Source organism: Halomonas sp. 5021, from assembly GCF_036663435.1.
GTDB lineage: Bacteria > Pseudomonadota > Gammaproteobacteria > Pseudomonadales > Halomonadaceae > Vreelandella > Vreelandella janggokensis.
In genome coordinates, this window is sequence record NZ_JAXOVU010000019.1 from 20,652 (window position 1) to 41,209 (window position 20,558).

The 20,558-nt window shown below is 44.4% G+C and carries 17 protein-coding genes; all 17 read left to right on the forward strand.

The genetic code is table 11. From position 1 onward, the window contains the following. The first annotated feature begins 8 nt into the window (after positions 1 to 8). A complete protein-coding gene (gene pseH / locus R3F64_RS18405) occupies positions 9 to 521 on the forward strand; it encodes a UDP-4-amino-4,6-dideoxy-N-acetyl-beta-L-altrosamine N-acetyltransferase (RefSeq protein WP_332613021.1) in 513 nt (170 codons plus the stop codon). Positions 522 to 535: 14 nt separating this feature from the next. Beyond that, positions 536 to 1,588 (forward strand): pseudaminic acid synthase, encoded by a 1,053-nt coding sequence (gene pseI / locus R3F64_RS18410; RefSeq protein WP_332613023.1) that lies wholly within the window; start codon positions 536 to 538, stop codon positions 1,586 to 1,588. A gap of 254 nt (positions 1,589 to 1,842) precedes the next feature. Further along, positions 1,843 to 2,208 (forward strand): hypothetical protein, encoded by a 366-nt coding sequence (locus tag R3F64_RS18415; RefSeq protein WP_332613025.1) that lies wholly within the window; start codon positions 1,843 to 1,845, stop codon positions 2,206 to 2,208. Positions 2,209 to 2,223: 15 nt separating this feature from the next. After that, positions 2,224 to 2,694, forward strand: coding sequence for a hypothetical protein (locus tag R3F64_RS18420; protein WP_332613026.1), 471 nt, complete (start codon positions 2,224 to 2,226; stop codon positions 2,692 to 2,694). 40 nt (positions 2,695 to 2,734) lie between these two features. Continuing rightward, positions 2,735 to 4,339: a hypothetical protein gene (locus tag R3F64_RS18425; protein ID WP_332613027.1), complete on the forward strand. Its 1,605-nt coding sequence runs from the start codon at positions 2,735 to 2,737 to the stop codon at positions 4,337 to 4,339. After that, positions 4,336 to 5,607, forward strand: coding sequence for a hypothetical protein (locus R3F64_RS18430; RefSeq protein WP_332613029.1), 1,272 nt, complete (start codon positions 4,336 to 4,338; stop codon positions 5,605 to 5,607). The genes R3F64_RS18425 and R3F64_RS18430 overlap by 4 nt, the downstream gene beginning before the upstream one ends. A gap of 13 nt (positions 5,608 to 5,620) precedes the next feature. Beyond that, entirely contained in the window at positions 5,621 to 6,748 is a 1,128-nt protein-coding gene (locus R3F64_RS18435) for a hypothetical protein (RefSeq protein WP_332613031.1), read from the forward strand. A gap of 19 nt (positions 6,749 to 6,767) precedes the next feature. Continuing rightward, positions 6,768 to 8,486, forward strand: coding sequence for a hypothetical protein (locus tag R3F64_RS18440; protein ID WP_332613033.1), 1,719 nt, complete (start codon positions 6,768 to 6,770; stop codon positions 8,484 to 8,486). Between the two features lie 25 nt (positions 8,487 to 8,511). Further along, on the forward strand, positions 8,512 to 9,702 hold the full coding sequence (locus tag R3F64_RS18445; RefSeq protein ID WP_332613035.1) for a glycosyltransferase family 4 protein: 1,191 nt from the start codon (positions 8,512 to 8,514) through the stop codon (positions 9,700 to 9,702). Positions 9,703 to 9,713: 11 nt separating this feature from the next. Continuing rightward, complete coding sequence (locus tag R3F64_RS18450; RefSeq protein WP_332613037.1) at positions 9,714 to 10,928, forward strand: glycosyltransferase family 4 protein; 1,215 nt, start codon at positions 9,714 to 9,716, stop codon at positions 10,926 to 10,928. Beyond that, the gene (locus tag R3F64_RS18455; RefSeq protein WP_332613039.1) at positions 10,918 to 12,192 is read left to right on the forward strand and encodes an exopolysaccharide biosynthesis polyprenyl glycosylphosphotransferase; all 1,275 of its coding nucleotides are present in this window, start codon (positions 10,918 to 10,920) and stop codon (positions 12,190 to 12,192) included. Before R3F64_RS18450 ends, R3F64_RS18455 begins: the two co-directional genes overlap by 11 nt. A gap of 438 nt (positions 12,193 to 12,630) precedes the next feature. After that, positions 12,631 to 14,610, forward strand: a complete 1,980-nt coding sequence (locus tag R3F64_RS18460; protein WP_332613040.1) for an acyltransferase family protein — start codon at positions 12,631 to 12,633, stop codon at positions 14,608 to 14,610. 167 nt (positions 14,611 to 14,777) lie between these two features. Continuing rightward, positions 14,778 to 15,872: a hypothetical protein gene (locus R3F64_RS18465; protein WP_332613042.1), complete on the forward strand. Its 1,095-nt coding sequence runs from the start codon at positions 14,778 to 14,780 to the stop codon at positions 15,870 to 15,872. A 378-nt stretch (positions 15,873 to 16,250) separates the two neighbouring features. Then, complete coding sequence (locus R3F64_RS18470) at positions 16,251 to 17,300, forward strand: glycosyltransferase family 2 protein (RefSeq protein WP_332613043.1); 1,050 nt, start codon at positions 16,251 to 16,253, stop codon at positions 17,298 to 17,300. Positions 17,301 to 17,419: 119 nt separating this feature from the next. Further along, positions 17,420 to 18,169 carry an IS4/Tn5 family transposase DNA-binding protein gene (locus R3F64_RS18475; protein WP_332613048.1) on the forward strand — a complete coding sequence of 250 codons (750 nt, stop codon included), beginning with the start codon at positions 17,420 to 17,422 and terminating at the stop codon, positions 18,167 to 18,169. Beyond that, positions 18,109 to 18,315, forward strand: a complete 207-nt coding sequence (locus R3F64_RS18480; protein ID WP_332613045.1) for a sugar transferase — start codon at positions 18,109 to 18,111, stop codon at positions 18,313 to 18,315. The genes R3F64_RS18475 and R3F64_RS18480 overlap by 61 nt, the downstream gene beginning before the upstream one ends. Before the next feature lie 319 nt (positions 18,316 to 18,634). Next, entirely contained in the window at positions 18,635 to 20,278 is a 1,644-nt protein-coding gene (locus R3F64_RS18485) for a heparinase II/III domain-containing protein (RefSeq protein WP_332613047.1), read from the forward strand. Positions 20,279 to 20,558 lie beyond the last annotated feature (280 nt).

The window sequence follows — 20,558 nt, forward strand, 5'->3', positions numbered from 1 at the left end:
TTCATGATATGACGAATAATAATGTTAACTTGCGACCACTTCAGAAAAGTGATCTTGAACTAGTGCTGTCGTGGCGTAATCACCCAAACGTGCGACGCTTTATGTACACACAGCACGAAATTAGTGCTGAAGAACATCGTGAATGGTTTGACCGTACCCGGGATGATCAAAATCGTTACCAAATGATTTTTGAACAGCAAGATCAGCCTACTGGCTTTGTTAACTTCAACATAGTGGATCCACAAGGCAAGCGTGCTAACTGGGGATTCTACCTCTCTCCAGAGGCTTCCGCCGGTAGTGGTAGGTTACTAGGCATTACCGCCCTGAATTATGCATTTGAACACCTTTACCTTCATAAAGTGTGTGGTGAGGCTTTGGCTTACAACATGCCGTCAATTCGTTTTCACGAGCGCCTAGGTTTTACCCGCGAAGCAATTCTTCGTGAGCATCATTTCGATGGTATCAAATATCACGATGTCATCGGTTTCGGCATGCTCGGCACCGAATGGTCAAATAGATAAGGAGCCAAACTACCATGACCCTACCGTATATAGAGATAGCTGGACGTCGCATTGCTGCAGACCAGCCGCCTTACATCATTGCTGAATTGTCAGCAAATCATAATGGGAAACTCGATACGGCTCTCAAAATTATTGAGGAAGCAAAAAAAGCAGGCGCGGATGCAGTGAAGCTACAGACGTACACTGCGGATACCATCACATTGAATTGCGACTCTGAAGATTTTCAGATCCATGGTGGCTTGTGGGATGGAAAAACGCTGTATGAGCTTTATCAGGAAGCACACATGCCTTGGGATTGGCATAAGCCTTTGTTTGAGCATGCGCGAAAACTGGATATCCCTATCTTTAGCTCACCTTTTGATAACACGGCAGTAGACCTGTTGGAAGACCTTAATGCGCCTGCTTATAAAATTGCGTCTTTTGAAGCGATTGATCTACCTCTGATCAGGTATGTCGCCAGTACGGGCAAGCCGATGATTATTTCAACTGGGATGACCAATGAAGAGGAAGTTCAAGAAGCCATTGAGGCCGCTGTAGATGGCGGATGCCGCGAGTTGGCGATTCTTCACTGTGTTAGTGGATATCCTGCACCTGCGGATGAGTACAACCTTCGCACTATTCCAGCAATGATCGAGCGCCATGGGTTGGTAACGGGGTTATCAGATCATACGCTCGATAATACAACGGCTATTACTAGTGTTGCTCTAGGTGCTTCAATCGTAGAGAAACATTTCACTCTCGATCGTAAAGGTGGAGGGCCAGATGACAGCTTCTCCCTCGAACCGGCAGATTTGGCTGATCTTTGTCGTCAGGCTAAAACTGCTTGGGCGGCGTTGGGCAAAGTAAAGACTGGTAGATCAGAAAGTGAAAAGGGCAATGCACAGTTCCGTAGGTCCCTTTATATTTGTAAGGAAGTTAAAGCTGGGGAGCTGCTCAGCACCCAAAATGTGCGTAGCGTCCGACCTGGTTATGGTTTGCCACCGAAAAATTTAGATAGCGTAATTGGAAAACGTGCTAAAGCGCAGCTTAATATTGGGACTCCAGTTGATTGGTCCTTATTTGAGTAATATGTTTTTAATTCTAAAAGTAAATAAACATGATAATTTGATATGCTATTTAAAAAGAAAAAGTCAACCTTCTACTTACAACCTATCCATCTGAAAGTACAAAAAATGAGGGAGGTCAATTAATCATAGAATCGGCAATTAAACTGATAAGGTATAGGGTCCCAGGATGTTCCCCAGAAATAGTTTTCAGAGACAAGCTACTAGACTCTTATGCTAATAAAAATCTGAAAACTATTTTGGCTCCAGGCTTTTTTGTGACAAACGATGTATATCCAAAAAAGTTCAAACTAAGTGAAGATTTGGAGCCGATGATTGATAAAATGTTTGCTGTAGGTTGCTCCTTTCAACATTGGCTGCCACTTCATTCTATATATAAAGAACATAATTATGATGAGAAAACCCTAGTTCTTTTAAGAAGATTGGCTGCTAATGATAGAGTATTGCCATGTAGGGATGATCTTATTGCTGAAATGTTAAATCGCAATGGCGTAGCCTCATCTTATTGCGGAGATCTAGCATTATATGATGGTGATATTATTGGATCTAAATTTGAACCTCCGAGTAAGGTCAAAAGTATTGCGGTCACCATACAGCATAAACGCAAGTTCTTAAGTCAGTAAAAAAAGCTTTTTGATTTGTTGCGTCGTGATTTTTCAGAAGCAGAACTATACGTGGTGCATCATAGTGTACCGACCGAAAGTTCTAAGGAAGTTGCAGACTATGTAAGTTCAATAGGCTTTAAAAAAAAAGATTTGTCTGGGAATATCAAAAAACTTAATTTCTACAATGATATAGACCTGCACATAGATTATAAGCTTCATGGGCATATAGCATTTCTACGCCGCAGAAAGCCAAGTGTCCTTATTGTAGAAGACGCAAGGTCATTTGGTATATCCCAAAGTGGTGCTATTAACATAGGTGCATTTTTAGGTGTTCTTGAAGATGAATCAACAATAGATAAAGATGCACCAGGAAAAGCTGTTAAGTTTTTAAGGTTACAAGCAATGATAAGTTTTTCTCTATGCAATAGAATTTTTTTAATGATAGATGGGCCCTATAGAAACTTCATACGCCCGTATTTCGATCGTTTTGAACAGAGGCTATAATAGAAATGTATGAAAGTAACGCATTAGAAAAGGGTTAATTATGAGTAAGTTAAGCTTAAAAGTAAAATCTTACCTAAGGCCATTTGCAGTAAGATATACTAAGAAATTCCTTCAGAAATATGCGCCTAGTGTATTAATGGAACCGAGGATTAAAAGTTGTAATGAAGGCTCAACAAAATTATTTTCTAGCTATTCGCTTTTGGTTCATGCAATTGAGGTTTCTAAAGAACCGGTTTTCACTTTAAATTATACACTTAATTCCTTAGATATTTCGGAGCGAGATATTTGGGCGGCGCTAAATGATTTGAAAGGCAGGGCTTGCCTTAATTTCACGAGTATAAAAAACTCTGTTAACCAGGTTGAGTCTGATGATATACGTTTAAGATTGATATTTGATGAAGTAATCTCTTCTCGAGATATTATTTCATCTTCTGATGTGCAGGCCTTAATTGCTCAATATTATGAAGCTTTGGATGTGCTTAAAAGTAAGCAGAGCATTCGATCCATGCTTGTGACTTTGATTTTGCTAAGAGCTCCTTTATCAAGTGTATCTGATAATTTAAAAAAATTATCATTTGATCCAGCAGTCCTTACTGAATCACAGGCGATAAAATTTATTTCGAGGATAAAATCAGAAAATGATAAGGCTGAATTTCAAAAATGGGAGCCGCGACTAAATATATCTACCAATGCCGCTAAAGCTAAATTAATGCAAATAAAAGGAGAGCTTTTTGGCGGCGGGCATAATGTATTTGAACGAATAGAAAAAGAATTTCTCAGTCTCGATTTTTCAATTTCAAGAGAATATAAAAATAAATTAAAGCCAATTTTGGATTCTATACCTGATGAAGATAATATCACTTGGATACAATATGATAATTCCGCGATAAATGATTTTCAGAATTTGCTAATTGATAAGTTAAGAAACAAACAATCTATTTGTTATATTCGAATCGGCGATGGGGAAAGTTATGCATTCTCAGATGGGGTATATGTTGATCAAGATGGAGTGTCGAGGCAAGAGCGCCACTGGTGGGGGGGGGAAATATGCCACGAGACTAGACAAAAAATACAAAGCCAATTCCTTTCTTCCTTATCTCATGCCGATATTTTAGGTATTCCAACGGTAACTAGGCTTGTAAAAGACTTTAACTTAGAGAAAAGAGATAGCTATGCAATTAATTCGGGTATTTCTCGTAACATGTGTGTAATGAAATCGATGAGAACTTTTCTAAGTGAAAAGAAAATTATCGATTGTCAAAGCAATCTGTTTTTATTTGATATTGAGTTTTGTGCATCACTGTTTAAAGAGGCAGAAAAGGTTTGTGTTGTCTCAGGTGTTAATGAGCGTTTAGTTAAAAGTTGGGCACCTGACGTTAGTAAGCTGGAATGTATTGAAGTGCCAACCCATAGATTGCTTCGAGATAATGAAGTTGGTAGTTCGGTTGTTGGTAATTTGCCCGAAGTCTACGAAAGCTATCTCGAAAGAATATTGCAATTAGCTTCTCCAGGAGTGGTTTTTTTAGTTTCTGCTGGATTTATTGGGAAAATTTTTATCGCTGAAGCCTCAAGAAGAGGAGCTTTTTGTTTGGATATGGGGCAAACTCTAGTTTCTGTAATTAGAATGCAAGAGGCTAACTCATGAGCTTTTTAAAATTTGTTTTTTGGTTTTACAAAGGGCTTGAAAGGAATTTTAAAATTATCCGTTATGGCGATGTGCCTGATATTTACAATACGGATAAAGTTCTTGAAAGGTTTTATTTTGCGTCGCCTGGAATAAAAGGGGTAATTAGTTCTGCTAAGGAGTTGGCTAAAAATCTTTTGCAAGGTGATATAAAAATTTATGATATTCCAGACGTGCATTTTATTTACTGCGGAGGGTCAGCAAATAATGAGCGCGAGTTTTCATTTTTCTCTAATTTACTATCCGAAAAGTTATTAGTTGAAAATTACAAACGAGAGAAAAATCTTTCGTTTGTGTCTGCTAAAACTTTCAAAAAAACGAAGTTTGAATTTTTAGTTTCATTATTATTGTTTGTTTTATGTCTTTTTTATTTTTTTCGTATTAAGTTAGGGCCAGTATCATTAAAGTATCTTTTGACTTATGCAAAGGTTTTTTTGAATGTCTATGCAAGTACACGCCGCCAAGAGATGAATGTGTGTGCGTTGGTAGTTGCTAATGACCATACAGATTTTCCTGTCGCGGCTTCGATGATTATGCAGTACTTGAAGATACCAGTTATTTACGTTCAGCACGCTGAGGTTTCAAGCTCCTTTCCACCGTTAGATTTCAGTGTATCAGTACTCCGTAATCATAAATCATTAGATGTTTACAGGAACATCGGAAAAGTAACTGGCGATGTTTTTATTGTGCCCCGTCGACCAAAATCTCAGAATTTATCTAGAATTCATCAAAGAACTACCGATAAAGCCTCCGTTGTTATCTATTTGAGCTCTGTTTTCAGTCAAGATGCAGTTCTGCTTTGTCTTGATGCGTTAAAGCGTAATGCAAATGTGCTCAGCGTAGGGGTCAAGCCCCATCCTAGAGCAAGTCAAGAATTTCTTCGTACTATTAGCGACATTACTATTTATGATAGTACCCCGCCGTTTGAACATATCGCCATTGTGCCTAACTCATCTGTTGTCATTGAGCTGCTGGAAGAAGGTATTCCTGTTTTTCAATATTTTGAGCTTGATGATGTTGGGCATGATTACTATGGCTTTGTAAGAGAAAGAATTGCGCCTGAAATCTCTACAAGAGACCTACAAGCTTCATTTTGGAATTCAGTTTTTTATGATGATCAGTGGCTTTCAAGATTCGCAGATTACAGCCCGTCGGTAACTGACTCTTGGCGCGCTTCATTGCCCGTGCTGATTTCCAAGGTGAAAAGTTATATACGGAATAATTTATAGAATAGGTGTTTTTTTGATATCTTCATTTTTAAAAAATGTTTGGATTAGATTGCCTTCAATTCAAGGGCTTTTATATAAACCACGAAAAAAAACATATTTGTTTCTTCCTATCAATGGCGCTGGGCTAGGACATCTGACGCGTTCCCTTGCCATTGCTAGGAAACTTCGCATTGAGCAACCAGACGCCGAGATCGTTTTTTTAACAACCAGTATTGGTGTGACGCTGGTTCATAAGGAGGGTTTCCAGTGCCACCACATTACACCAGCTAAGCTGCTCAAGTCAGATGCAATCACTTGGAATAAGCTCTTTTATCGTTCACTTGTGAATGTCTTGGGCATACATCGACCAAATTGCTTGGTGTTTGACGGCACTATCCCTTATCTTGGTTTGCGAAGAACCATGCGTGGGTATTCTAAGCTTCAGTGCATTTGGATCAAGCGGGGGCTATATAAAGAAGGGGTTAATCAGGCTCAGTTAAAGTCTCTTACATCGGGTTTCTCCTCAGTTGTAGCGCCTGGAGAGCTTGTACCTGAAGGTGAGGACCCTGTTGCACTAAATTTGTCTATTCATCAGGTAGAGCCTATATCATTGCTCGACAGCTGTGATTTGATGGAGCGTAATCTGGCACGCGATATTTTGCGCCTACCTAAAGATCAACCTTGTGCCTATGTACAACTTGGGGCCGGAAATATCAATGGTATAGAAGATGTTCAAGATAAAATAATTAATAACCTGAAAGAAAAGGGGATCCGGGTCGTGCTAGGTCAATCGCCGATAGCATTGAACCCACAGGTAAACCTAAATGCAGACTCGGTAATTGTCGATTACCCTAATAGCAAGTATTTCCGTGCGTTCGATTTTGCAGTTCTTGCAGGCGGTTACAATTCGGTGTGTGAAGCGGTGACACTTGACTTACCCGCTCTTTTTATTCCTAACAAAGAAACCGGGGCTGACGATCAATTAAAAAGAGTTCAACAGTCTCTGCACTACGGTCCCTATGAGGTAATGGTTGAATATTCCAAGGATTTTTTTGATGCTGCTGTTGATAGGTTATTAAAAATTGAATCTCGAGGTCATAGCTCTGATGTCACTAATGGAGCTGTATCTGCTGCTGAGCTGATTGCTCGGCATGGTGTTTAACCGACCTTGGGATGATGAAATGACGAGTACTGTTTACTCAGTTGGCCGTGCACTTCGTTGGTCAGTTACCTTGAGCCGTAAATTTATGCGGGTAGTGCCTTGGCTGACACTGCTAGCGGTTGTGTGTAGCATTTTAAGTCAGTTTTTCATGTTGGCCGGTTTTTTATTACCGCTAAAAGTTGTTTTGCTACTTGGCAGTGAAACTGTTCCAGTATACTTTCCTTCAGTATTTCAGGATGTTGGTCGAGACGGCTTGGTAGTATTCCTCAGCATTGCTTCTGTGTGTTTTTATCTTGCGCATCTTTTAACGGGAAAAATCGTTGATGTTGCTGCAACTTCAGCTTGTAAAAAGTTACTGAACCGTAGTAAGAAACTAGCAATTTTTGAAAATCAGCAGGAAATTGCATCAAAAGGCTACGCAAGATATAGCCAGAATTTGGCTACAGTCGGTTTTGTTTCATTGTGCCTGATGGTCATGGCATGGTTTTACTCAGATATCGCGATCGTCATTGCGCTTTATATCGGCTTATGTGTGCTACTCGTGTGCATAGTAGCTTCCTTCTCTAATTCGTTTCACTCAAAACTCTCTAAAGAACTAGGTTCCGTTTCCCGCTTGCTAGGAAGCCTTGGGTTTCTTTTATCATTTGCATATATTGTTCTAAACCATCTGTTAGGTAGTCCTCCAGGAATTCTGGTTTCAGTTGTTGCTTTGTTACTAGCTAGGCAAACATTTGGACGTCTAGCAACCTTTGCAAAAGACATCCAGGGGCTTTATGGGCAGAAAGCCCAGCTACGTGCCTTGTTTTTCCATGGTCATACATTTTCCCAGAAACCTATCTCTCGCAGCCAAGGGTTTTGGCCGTTGATTGTGCCTAGAGCTCGTGATGTCTGGATTGCTGAGATGCTGGCTGAAATAGTTGGTTCTGAAAGATTCGAGTCTGATACACAATGGTTTGATATCGGTTTGCCTGACATTGTCTGTTACCACGTAAAGGTATCGACTGATGATGGTAGGTTTGAGTATGTAATGAAGCTATTCAATAGTAATCGGTCTGCTTGGGCTAAGCATGAAGCGACTTTGCTTTCTAGTCAGAGATCTTTACCATCGGTCCAAATTGTAAAGTTTGCATCGGTAGAAGGGATTCATTGTCATGTTTTTGATGTCACTGGCCTTAAACGGTGTGGAAAAAAAGAAACGATAGATCAACTTGTTAAATTTCGTACTCAGCTCATGTCAACGTCTCCCCAAAATGATTTAGTTTCTTTGTATGCGCGATCTCACCCCATGCTGTGGCAGCGCTTAGACCAGCAGTCGATAATTCGAATGAGAGATTTGCTTGACCGCCTCGCCGATTTTGATGACGTTGAACAATTATTGATCCGCTTGAATGATATTAAGGAAACGTTGCGTTTATTACCTCTAGCTCTTATTGCCCAGGATATAAGGCCAGGAATGTTGTGGAAATCAGGTAACGGCGAGTGCTTTTTAATCAATTGGACCCGGTGGAGCATTGAACCTATTGGCGCGAAGTTGCCTGTACCGGTGCTTTATGAGCCTTCATTTATGGAGAGTCTTGGGGATATTGCATCTAAACGGGCAGACATTAATGAGTTAGAACCTCGCAATATACAGCTTGCAGCGTTAATTTCAGAATTCGAGCAGTGTTTGCAGCGCGCACGCTATGCCGAGGCTCATGCGCTAGTCTCTAAAATATTGTTAGCGGCCAAGCCCGCCTAAGTGCTTTTTCTTCATTGGAGGTTTCGTGTCCCGCGTTGCAATGATTGTATGGAATGATGTCCGAAATGATGCTCGTGTGAAAAATGAAGCAAATACTTTGTCATCTGCAGGTTACGAAGTATATGTCCATGGGCTGTTTACACTTGGTCTTACCCCTCGAGAGGAAAAGCTTTCATCGGGTGTCGTTATTGTTCGCCATGGACATCAGCAGGGTGCAATGCTTGTGAAGCCAAAGAAGCATACCGCCAAGCGGAGTCGGTTTGAGCTGTTTTTATTGATGGCCAGCCGTATGTTTACTCATGTTGGTTTTCTTGTGAGTCTTCTCAAGCTACGACCAGCAGTAGTTCATGCCCACGATGTGAATGTTTTACCCACGGCCTGGTTAGCGGCTCGCCTTTGTGGAGCAGAACTTGTATACGATGCCCACGAAATTAGCTCCGGTCGGGAAGGCTATCGAAAGATTGGTCGGCTTGTTGCTTGGGTCGAAAAGAGAATTATGCCTAGAGCAGCTGGAACAATTACTACCACAGATGCCAGGGCGAAGTTTTTTGCACGTGCTTATAAAATACCAAGATCTTTGGTGTTGCAGAACCGGCCCCGATTGGCGTCTGTTCAGGGAGATGGTCGAATTCGGAAAGAGCTGGGCTTGTCTGAGACTTACCCTATCGTAATTTACCAGGGCGGCCAGCAGCCTGGTCGAGGACTTGAGCGTCTGGTTAAGTGTGCAGCACAAGTTACTGAGGCCTACTTTGTATTCGTAGGAGGTGGTAGCCTCCATGAGGAGTTGAAGCACCTTGCTGTGTCTTTAGGTTTGGAAAATCGCGTTTTTTTCATTCCGACTGTGCCGCTTGACGAGCTTCCGAAATATACAGCCTCTGCAGATATCGGCGTTCAACCCATCGAAAATACTTGTTTGAACCATTTCACCACGGATTCCAATAAGTTATTCGAGTATGTTATTGCGGGCTTACCCTTGGTAGCATGCCAACTGCCCGAAATCAGCAAGGTGGTCCGCAAGTATGATTTGGGCTTGCTTGTACCTGATAGCGACACTCAAGCGCTGGCCAATGCTATCCAGAAGTTGGTGGATGATCCCGCACTTCGTGAGCGCTACCGTGTCAATGCGCAAATAGCGGCTCAGTCGCTGAACTGGGAAGCGCAGGAAAAAGGCTTATTGGATTTGTATGCGCGTATTTTACCTACCCATTCTGCATAAGGGTATGTGCGTTGAAGCCGCTTAATATTTTGCTTTTGAGTTTTTATTACCCCCCAGATATCAGTGCCGGCGCCTTCCGTGCCGAGGCGCTGGTAAATGCTTTTGAGCGCTTACTACCTAGCGGCAGCCAAGTGCATGTGCTGGCCTCTGCTCCTAATCGGGTGAACTACGCGGGTGGCAAAGCCGCGTTAGCGTGTGAAACCCAAGGTTTAGCCACTATTGAACGGCTAACCTTGCCGGGCGGCGGTCGTGGATTGGGCGGCCAGGCGCGGGCGTTTGCCAGCTATGCGCGACAGGTAAAAAAACGCGTTCAACAAGAAGACTACGATTTAGTTGTGGCGACCTCATCACGTTTGGTTACTACGTTGCTGGGGCGTTGGATGGCAAAGCGATGCGGTGCCGCACTCTACTTGGATATTCGAGATAACTTTGTCGAAAACCTGCCTTATGTATTGCCCTACAAATCGGGCTGGGGATTGGCGCCTGTGTTCGCTCTGGCGGAGCGTTGGGCGCTCAGCGGTGCCCAGCACATTAATTTAGTTTCTGGTGGCTTTGCGGCTTATTTTGAGAAGCGTTACCCATCAGCGCGTTTTTCCTACCACACCAACGGGATAGATTTGCCTTTTGTGCAGGCGGTAGAGCAGGGCGCTTTTGCACAATCATCTAACCCTGTTGTTTCTGCAAAGCGGCCGGTGGAAGTGCTTTATGCTGGCAACCTGGGTGTTGGCCAAGGGATCGAGTATATTGTGCCGCCGTTGGCACACCGATTGGGCAGCCGAGTTAGGTTTCGTATCATTGGAGATGGTGGGGGCGCAGCTGCCTTGAGTGAATACGTTGCCACCCAGGGGCTTGATAACGTTGTGGTTGAGCTGCCTGTGTCCCGTGATACGCTCATCAAGGCCTACCAAGATGCCGATGTTTTATTTCTCCATTTGAATACTTTGCCTTCTTTGTATAGTGTTCTGCCTTCAAAAATCTTTGAATACGCGGCCACGGGCAAACCAATGTGGGGAGGCTTACCTGGGTACTCCGCACGCTTTGTGAGCCAGGAGATCGATAACGCTGCCGTCTTCCCCCCCGGCTCAGTAGATGGGGCGATTAAGGCTTTTGAGCAGTTAGCAATGGGGATTACCCCTCGCCAGTCGTTTGTTGCCCAGTGGCGCAGGGACAAAATTATGAATGCCATGGTAAGTGAGATGATGATGTTGGTAAGCCATGAAGCGTGAATATCAACGTCGCCATTCCCGTTGGTACGAGTTGTTACTCTTCAGCCTGACATTCCACCTTGTAGTAGGCATGTCGCTTGCGGTGCTGCTGCCGGGATTAGAGCGCTGGGGGTGGGGCTTTTGGCATTACCTGCCCGATGTTCGCAGTAATACTTTAATTGCCATTGGGCTGGCGTTTACCGCGTCGGCGTTAACGTTGAGGCGGATGTCGCGGTTCCCAGGTGCCCAGCTTGGTGCCAATATCATGCCAACAGTATCCATCGCTTTTTTGCTGGTGGTGGCTGTTCTGTTTTTTTCCCGTGAGGGATATACCCGCCAAGTGATGTTTGGCGGTTATGTGGCAAGCCTGGTGTGGTTTTACGTGGGCTACTTATTGGGGCGGCGGTTTCGTAACTTGAAGTTGGCAGTGGTGCCGTTTGGTGATACGCAGCGGCTCCGTGGTAACACCAAAGTAGTCCTGCGCATGCTGGATGCCCCTGATATGAAAGGCCTGCGGGTGGATGGCGTCATGGCCGATCTACGCGCTCAGGATCTCCCCCCCGAGTGGCAGAAGTTTTTGGCGACCTGCACGCTGTGCCATATTCCTGTTTATCACTCGCGGCAGATATCAGAGACGATCTCGGGCCGCGTTCAGATCGACCGCCTTTCCGAGAATGAGTTTGGTAGCTTGCTGCCTCCGTTATTTTATGTAGGTTTTAAGCGCGTGATGGATTTTATCGGTGCGGTGGTGTTGCTGCCTTTTTTGCTGCCGGTGCTGTTGGCTATAGCGTTTTTGATCAAGCGCGATAGCCCAGGGCCGGTATTTTTTATGCAGCCCCGCGTTGGCTACCGTGGGCGTGCTTTCAACATGTTCAAGTTTCGTAGCATGTACCACGATATGAGTGGGGAGGATTTCACCATATCGGGCGATGACCCACGCATCACGCCATTGGGGAGTGTGTTGAGGCGTTATCGGCTGGATGAACTGCCCCAGTTATTTAATATCTTGCGCGGTGAAATGAGCTTTATTGGCCCGCGGCCAGAATCAGCCTCGCTTTCCGAGTGGTACGAGCAGGATGTGCCGTTTTTCAGCTATCGCCATGTTGTTCGGCCTGGAATCACCGGCTGGGCGCAGGTAGAGCAAGGCTACGCGGCCGAGGTAGACGGCATGACACGTAAGCTGCAATACGATTTTTACTACATCAAGCATTTCTCGCTGTGGCTGGATGTACTTATCATTCTGAAAACCGTGCGGATTATTTTTACCGGGTTTGGGGCGAGGTGAATTCGCTTTTTTGTGGTGTCAGCATTGCTGATCGTTCAACAAGTGGCTTTTGTTTAAAGGCGAGTAGGGCTGCCTAAAAAGGAGCTATGCCGTGGGACCAAGGCGGGGCGTAAAAAGATGCTATTGATGCGGCTTTGTAGAGCGGAGTAGGGGTGGAGTTGATGAGATGTGGTGGTAGCGCGCAGCGTAGTGCTCAACGAAGGGGTAGACCGTAATCCAGGGTTCTGAACCTTGTTATGCGTACGAGTAATCCAAGTAGCGAAATTTTTACGAGTGCAAGGCACTTATGGGAAGCACCAAACCGAAAGAAAATTGAAAAAACTGACTATCCATGCCAATGTCGCGCTCGGCAAATTCTAGAGAGTTATGCCGTTAAAGAAGAATCATCATTTTGGTTGCACACGTCATAGATCGAACAACCTTACGAAGAGGCAAAATGTGTCTACTGATATCAGTCCTGCAGGCGCCCCAAAATCAAAATTAAGAACGGATATTCAGGCTCTGCGAGGTTTCGCTGTCCTGCTGGTTCTGTTCTATCACGCAAAACTGACTGAATTGGACTTCGCTGGGTATCTTGGTGTAGATCTTTTCTTCGTCATTTCGGGATTCTTGATAACCGGTATTATTCGAGATGGGATCGAAGCTGGGAGCTTCAGTTTCTTGAACTTCTACTTCCGACGTGCGAAACGCTTGCTACCCGCTGCATTTGTGGTACTTGCGTTCGTCCTAATCTGTGCACCTTTTTTGCTCACAGAAATCGCGCTGAATGACCTGAAGGAACAGGTCATTGGGTCATTGTTATTTATAGCAAACTTCGTTATCTGGGACCAAACCGGCTACTTCGCAGCAGCAGCGGACACTAAGCCGCTCCTGCATTTCTGGTCTTTGGCCGTCGAAGAGCAATACTACTTTGTGATGCCGCTCTTGTTGTTCTTTGTACCGAGGAAGTCCTGGCTTTTTGTTGTGGCGACAATCGTGGTGGCCAGCTTCACATTGAGTGTTTACCTCGCACCACGCTATCCGGATGCAGCCTTCTATCTCCCGTTCACTCGCATGTGGGAGCTCGGACTGGGTTCATTGGCGGCGATCGTTCATTTACATCTCAGCGGCAACCGTTGGTTGTCCCTGGCCCGTATTCCCGCGATTGCCTTACTCATTAGTGTTCCTTTCTTACCAACTGGCCTTCCTCATCCCGGCCTAGATGCATTGCTCGTTTGCGGAGCAACACTAGTGATTATTCTCGGCCACAATGCGTCGGCCTGGGAAAGCACCCTTCCCGTAAGGGCGATAGCCCGCGTCGGCGATATTTCGTACTCGTTATACCTGGTTCATTGGCCAATATTGGTTTTCGTGAGAGCAGCATACCTGGATGAACCGCCAACGACTGCTATTTGGATAGCTGTAGCATTGTCGTTTGTACTCAGTATTGCTCTCTATCGCTTCGTTGAAGAACCATTCCGAAAGATAAATCCGGTGAAACCACGAAGGTTTGTTGCGGGATTGGTAGGGTGCTCAGCAGTTATTGCTGTTTCTCCTTCAGCAATCGCAGCGTTTACCGCCTCGGACAGAGACTATCAGCATGTCCGTAGAACCAACTATGGGCTTGCCTTTGAGTGCTCTCTGAAGACCGACGAATCATTTTCCATCAAAGAAAGTTGTAAAACCACCGAACACCCGAAGGTTCTGGTGTGGGGTGACTCATACTCGATGGCATGGTCTTCGGCTCTCATGGGACCGCTTGGAGAGTATGGCATGCAACAGATCACGATGGGGGGATGTGATCCACTTTATCGTGTTGCCCGATTCGCGCAGTCAGCAAACAGCACTTACAACCTGGAATACGCGAAAGCTTGTATGAGGTTCAACTCTAATGTCCTCACCTATGCGAAGGAGAGTGAAGATATCGAGACCGTTGTTATTGCGGGTCGAATGCAATCACCCCTGAGTGAATCCAATCTACTTCTGACCCAAACAGCGAAAGGTGAATATGAAGATCGGGAGGTCTCCACCGATATCGTGACGAATGCGCTTGCATCACTGGCTATGGAGTTGCACAAGTCCGGCAAGAAGGTTGTATTTATCGCACCGCCGCCCGCTGATGGTTCCAACATTGGCGCCTGTTTAGAACGCCGAGCGCGGGGGAAACTTATTCTTGGCTCGCAATCTGACTGCACTATAACAATGGATGCAAATCGCGAATACAGGGGCGACACTCTCGACATGATGGCCGACGCTGCCGAGTTAGCGGGGATCGATCTCTTAGATGTATTTGGCTTCCTTTGCGATGACGGCGTGTGCAATACTCAGATAGATGGAACCATTCTCTATCGTGACTATAGTCACCTGACTTACAGCGGCGCGGCACTGCTCGGCGAGCGATCCTCTCTCGCGCGTGACGTGCTTGAAAAAGCCCGCTGATATGATGGCTGTAAAAGATAAGACCAAGAGGCTCAGGCAGCGATCAGTATGGCCAGTAGTGCTCATAATGCCCATGATAGAGAATATTCGGCTACAGGACGGCAATGTCAAAAAGACATTTCCTAAATACGAAAACTGGAATTACGCAAGGACTCACGAGGGTTATCATGACAAAAAAAGTTTACGTGCATGTCGGAGCACACAAAACAGCATCAACGACAATACAAGAGAATATCCGAAATAACAGAGAGTTCTTCGAGAGAGAGCACGGCATATCATTCCTAATGAGCAAAGAGATTGCTAAATCTGATTTTGCTCATCACTTTAGGAGCATTGCACAACGAGGTAGAGAGCTTACCCGGGAGAAGTATCATAAGAGCATTCAGGTGGCCAAGGCCAGCATAGAGGAATTGATTGAAGCAACTCCAACGGATGATGTTTTTATTTCGTGGGAGGGAATACTTGGGCACTGTAGCCTTGATGAGTATGGTGGTATTTATACTCATTCAGACCTGGTCGCTAAATCTTTAGGCCTCATATTCGAGAAATACCCAACCCGAGTAATTATGCTAATCAGGAAACAAGATTCCTTTATAGAATCATGTTATCTACAGCAGGTGAAAGAAGGTGAGTTTTTATCTTTTGACGAGTTTGTTGATAAAATAGACTTAGAAAAAATTTCTTGGAAAAAAGTAATTGACGATTTTTCAGAGAACTTTGGAAACAACTTTCTTGTAGCGCCATTCGAGTCCATCAAGAACCTTGGAACAACACTTTTCTTGGAAAATATATTTTCATACATCTTTAGTAAAAAGTTTGATCTTGAGAGCATAGAGATCACTTCTCAGGTCAATGAAAGCATGTCTGGATATGGCGTAGAGATTGCTAGAGAAATATTTCCGCACTTAAGCGAACAACACCAAAAAGCAATGCGCAGGATAATATTTTATGAGTTCAGTAGTTCGAAATTCGGGAAGGCGACATTTTTCAACAAGTTCACAAGACGCTTGATTATGGCAAGAGCCTTTAATGACAATCTATGGGTGTATAATAATCATCTAAATAAATTTCTTTCACAATCTTCACTAACTAGTGAGAATTTTAAAGCAAATTGGTTGTCATTTGATGGAGACTATAAAGAGGCTGTTAATGCTGTAAGCGAAAGCGATACCCTTGAACAATTAAACATCGAAGCTGGGCAAGAAGCGACTAAAACCTCAAAGGGAATGCTGAATATGGTTAGCCGGGCTTTTCGGCGGTAAAAAAATCGCCATAGTTGAGCCTGGGCCTAGCCCATAATGCTTGGCATGCATATAAAAGGCATAGAATAGACTATGCGAGAGCTAGGTCCCTAGCGGGACATTGTAGCGCGGCGGGACCTCTACGGCTAAAATTTGAGTGTTGAGCCGTTTGGCCACCGTGGCGAATTGGGAGTAAAAAGCAAATATTCCACCCATGAGACTGGTATAGCGGAAAAACAAGGTTTAGAGTATCACCTGAAAAGTATAAAATGATCGTGACAGCATTTTAGCGGCGCATCGGGGCTTATCTTCGCGTAGCCTGAAGCCGGTTAAGTTGCTTCGGTGTACCATTAGGTATGCAACCTACCTACAAACGCTCATTAGCAGGGAGATTACTACTTGTTACTATCTATAATAATCCCATGTTTCAACGTCTCTCAAAAGGTCATCCCTCTTCTAGATACGCTTTCGCTCATTAAATCTTGTGATATAGAATTCATTTTTGTAGATGATGGATCTGATCATGAAGAGCACCTAGCACTAAGTGAGTTGCTATATAAGAAACTAGGTAACGTTCAGTTATATATTCAGATAAACAAAGGCCCAGGCGCGGCTAGAAATCTAGGCACCAGGAAATCGCGAGGGGAGTATGTGTGGTTTGTCGACGCTGACGACAACTTGAACCCGAGTGCTATAGATACGTTGCGCGAAGCAAAATGTCACAACTTTGATTTTATAGATTTTAAAATTTCAAAGAGAGAAATTTCATCATCATCAATGACGCTTGGGCAGGGTGCTCATATTGCGAGTGATGAAAACAGGTCGCAACTTATCTACTGCTTTGGCAGATTATGCACCAAGATATTCAACAAGTCGTTTATCACAAAAAATGGCCTATTTTATCCCGAGCGCTGCATATATGAAGATAATTTCCTAGCCATGGCAATGCCATTTTATGTTTCGGAGTTTTTGATAAGCGGAACTATAGGCTACTACCATAATATAAGCCGCAATTCGATCACTAGGCCGGCATCAAGCATCATAGAGCCGCGATACTTTGATCGGCTTGTTACTGCAAGAGAGAGCGCGGCGCGCTGCCTCTCCCTATGTAAGAATGAGGACGAAAGGCATGCTACGTTAGAAAAATTTCGGCGACAGTTCTTAATGGTCACAACTGCAAAAATTATAAAAAGTGGCTCCTCTGAGATGCTTCTGTCCTCTTTATATTCTGCTTACAAATTTGTCATAGAAGAATTTCTCAAAAGCAAAGATGTGCATGATGAATTTATCGATGCTCGTAAGCTTTTAATACATGCTTCTGGAGCGGATAAACAGCGAGTCATGCAAGCATGGGACTCATCCCTTCCTGACGAGAAAGCGATGACTGACTTCGTACAGGGCAGGGATGAGGCTTGGGGTGGCGAAGTTGATTTCCCGGTTTTTATGTAAGCGGTCCACTAACCTTGCAATTACCCACAAGTCATCAATCATATGAGTTTCCGCTTGATTAGCCGGAAACTGTTGTGGTTCGTTGTCGAGTATCTTCGACAACGTTGTGAAAGGCACGAATATGGGACGCTGGGTGGAGGAAGAAACGTCTGGCTGCGATCTGGGTGAGTGATGCACGATTGAACCGAAGGTTAGGGATGATCTTGGAAGATATTGGCGAGAGACCCGATAGATCCCTACCCACGGCATTCCAGGACTGGGCGAATGCACAGGCCGACTATCGCTTTTTCGCCAACGAAAATGTTAGCGAAGACAAAATATTAGAGGGGCATTTTGCAGCCTCGGCATTACGAATCCAGGCCACCGATGGCCCCATTCTGATCTTGCAGGATACAACAGAGTTTTCTTTCAAATGCTCTTCACCTGAAAAAATCAGGTTCACCAATGTATCTACCGGGCGCAAGATGAAGGAAGGACGACACCAACAACACACCGTCTGTGGTCTGTTGATGCATGCTAGTCTGGCGATCACCCCAGAAGGTTTGCCATTAGGCCTGACGGCCACCAAGTTCTGGACGAGGGACAGGTTCAAGGGAAGCTCGGCTCTCAAGCGTAAGGTCAACCCTACCCGGGTATCCAATGATCAGAAAGAGAGTATTCGTTGGCTCGATAATTTGCGTTTATCCACTGAGCTAGTCGATTCACCTGAACGCTGCGTGCATATCGGCGATCGGGAAAGTGGCATCTTCGAACTCTTTTGCTTAGCTCAAAAACTTGGCACTCACTTTCCGAGTGGTACGAGCAGGATGTGCCGTTTTTCAGCTATCGCCATGTTATTCGGCCTGGCATCACCGGCTGGGCGCAGGTAGAGCAAGGCTACGCGGCCGAGGTAGACGGCATGACACGTAAGCTGCAATACGATTTTTACTACATCAAGCATTGCTCGCTGTGGCTGGATGTACTGATCATCCTGAATACCGTGCGCATTATTATTACTGGCTTTGGTGCGAGGTAGGTTTGCTTTTTTGTGGTGGGATAATTGCTGATCGCCCAATGAATTTGGCTCTTACAACCCCCTATACCTAGCTTTTCTAGGCGATAGTTTTGTGTGGGCTGATTCTTACTGATCGTTCAGCAAGTTGAGCACCTACAGAAATTGCATTGATGCTTAACCGCGAATAAAATATTGTCTCTAATAACTTCCTTTGTTGTCTTTTTAGGTTTTTTCTGCCGATAGCCATAGCCAGCTATATAACATAGCCATGCTCATGCGTTTAGCTTTTAAATAAGGTTTATAATAAATGTTACTTCGGTACTCTATGTTTCGAATATTTATGCTTTTTATTTCCACCGTAGTTTTGTTTTTTTTGTTCATGGCGTTTCTTTCTTATGGAAACGAAGGTTTAAAGACCCCGGAAAATTATCAGTCTAAAGTAAGTAAAGAAGATATAAATCTATATAGTCGACAAAACTATGCAGAGCTTAACGAAACGGGTTTCCAGCCGAGGGATGATGTTGAGCCTTGGCCTTTTTCGCTACCGGTCGACTGGGCAGCTGATCCATACGACGATAGCAATTGGAGGTTCCAACTGAATGCCTGGCGAGGGGTCGATCCCGCTATTATCGAGTACGAAAAAACTGATGACCCTGTGTATCTGGATGAAGCAATTTCCTTTATGGTCGATTGGTACCGCCACAAAGAAGAAAATGGAGACAATCAGTATACTTGGTACGATATGGCGGCTGGAATCCGCGCCATGCGTCTTGGCTATATCATCGACCAAATCTACAGCGGTGCTATCGAAGTTGAAATGGATGAAGAAATAACGATTGCTGCTATGGCAAACGAGCACGCAAACCGCTTACAGGAAGAGGACTATATAAATCTGGGCAACCATGGTTTATTCCAAGTTTTCGGACTTGATATTCTATGTACTGTTATAAGTCAAAAGCCAGCATGTGACAAAGGTGAGAAATTTGCTTCTCGTATGTTTCAAAAAATTCTCGATCATGGTTTTACTGAGGAAGGGGTGCATAAAGAACACTCTCCTTATTATCACTATTTTACCGTTATCAATATAGATCGTTTAGACCCTGAGCGACTAGAAAATGAAAATGTCGAAGAGCTTCTAAACAGAGCGAGAGAAGTTCAACCGTGGTTGATTTGGCCGAATGACGACTTCGTTCAAGTAGGAGATTCGACAGGACAGCAACCGACATTAAATAGCAGTGGGGCACCTTCACACTGCTTTTCCAGCGATGAGTGTTTCGCGGTAGGCGATTTTACCGATTCTGGTTACGCAATCATTCGTAGCTTGCCCGATCAGCCCCAGCAAGAGTCAATGCTATTCGTAACGGGAATGAAGTATTCGAATATACATAAGCATGCGGATGAGCTCGGTTTTTCACTTTTTGAATATGGTAGGCCGATATTCATTGATAGTGGCAAGTACGGATATAAAGATGATGAATGGCGCGAATATGTTCTCAGCGGAGCTGCACACAACACTATTTCACTCAATGACATACCCATTGGCCCGAAGGATCTACCTGCCACTGGTTCGTTTCTCGATTCTATTCAATTGGGTAAAAGTGCATTTCAAATAGCGGGGCAGGTCAAGCGGGAGGACCTCTTTATCCAAAACCGAAATATCGAATACACCCCTGGTGAGCAGCTTATTATCCGTGACGTCTTGGAAGCTGAATCCCAGAAAGAGTATGTAAGCTCATTGCATTTGAGTCGTGATCTTGAGGCGTCTATCACTGGCAACGGCTTTGTGATCGACATGGGAGATGGTCGCAACATTACTGGTCGCTTGGAAGAAGACGATTGTGAAGTGACGCGAGCTAGGGGGCGGCGAGACCCAGTGCTTGGCTGGGAAAGCACTGGGTATTTACAAATGAGCCCCGCTACTACCATTCGTGCTCTATGCTCAGGTACTGACCGTACCATTACATGGGATATTGAGTTCAACTAAATATCCTGTATTGATTTAGACTTGCGTGAAGTACGCATGTTGTCTCCGCCCTAAGTCGACCGGGTTGCTCTGATGCTGAAGCAATGGATTCTGGAAAGATCGCCCCGCCCAATGAATTGGGCTCTTACACATCCGCCGGTACCTTGCTCTGTTTGGTGATGGTTTTTTAGTGGCGGATGACTGCTGATCGCTCATCAATTTGAGCTCCTTGTGTCTCTCAAGAGGGAATGATTAGCTACCATTCTCTCTGGCCAGAAGGGTAACCCGTTGGGCTCCTGAT

Bases quoted from the DNA above. Each gene is read 5' to 3' on its own strand.
- pseH (WP_332613021.1), top strand. From the start codon at position 9: ATGACGAATAATAATGTTAACTTGCGACCACTTCAGAAAAGTGATCTT.
- pseI (WP_332613023.1), top strand. From the start codon at position 536: ATGACCCTACCGTATATAGAGATAGCTGGACGTCGCATTGCTGCAGAC.
- R3F64_RS18425 (WP_332613027.1), top strand. From the start codon at position 2,735: ATGAGTAAGTTAAGCTTAAAAGTAAAATCTTACCTAAGGCCATTTGCA.
- R3F64_RS18430 (WP_332613029.1), top strand. From the start codon at position 4,336: ATGAGCTTTTTAAAATTTGTTTTTTGGTTTTACAAAGGGCTTGAAAGG.
- R3F64_RS18440 (WP_332613033.1), top strand. From the start codon at position 6,768: ATGACGAGTACTGTTTACTCAGTTGGCCGTGCACTTCGTTGGTCAGTT.
- R3F64_RS18455 (WP_332613039.1), top strand. From the start codon at position 10,918: ATGAAGCGTGAATATCAACGTCGCCATTCCCGTTGGTACGAGTTGTTA.
- R3F64_RS18465 (WP_332613042.1), top strand. From the start codon at position 14,778: ATGACAAAAAAAGTTTACGTGCATGTCGGAGCACACAAAACAGCATCA.
- R3F64_RS18485 (WP_332613047.1), top strand. From the start codon at position 18,635: ATGCTTTTTATTTCCACCGTAGTTTTGTTTTTTTTGTTCATGGCGTTT.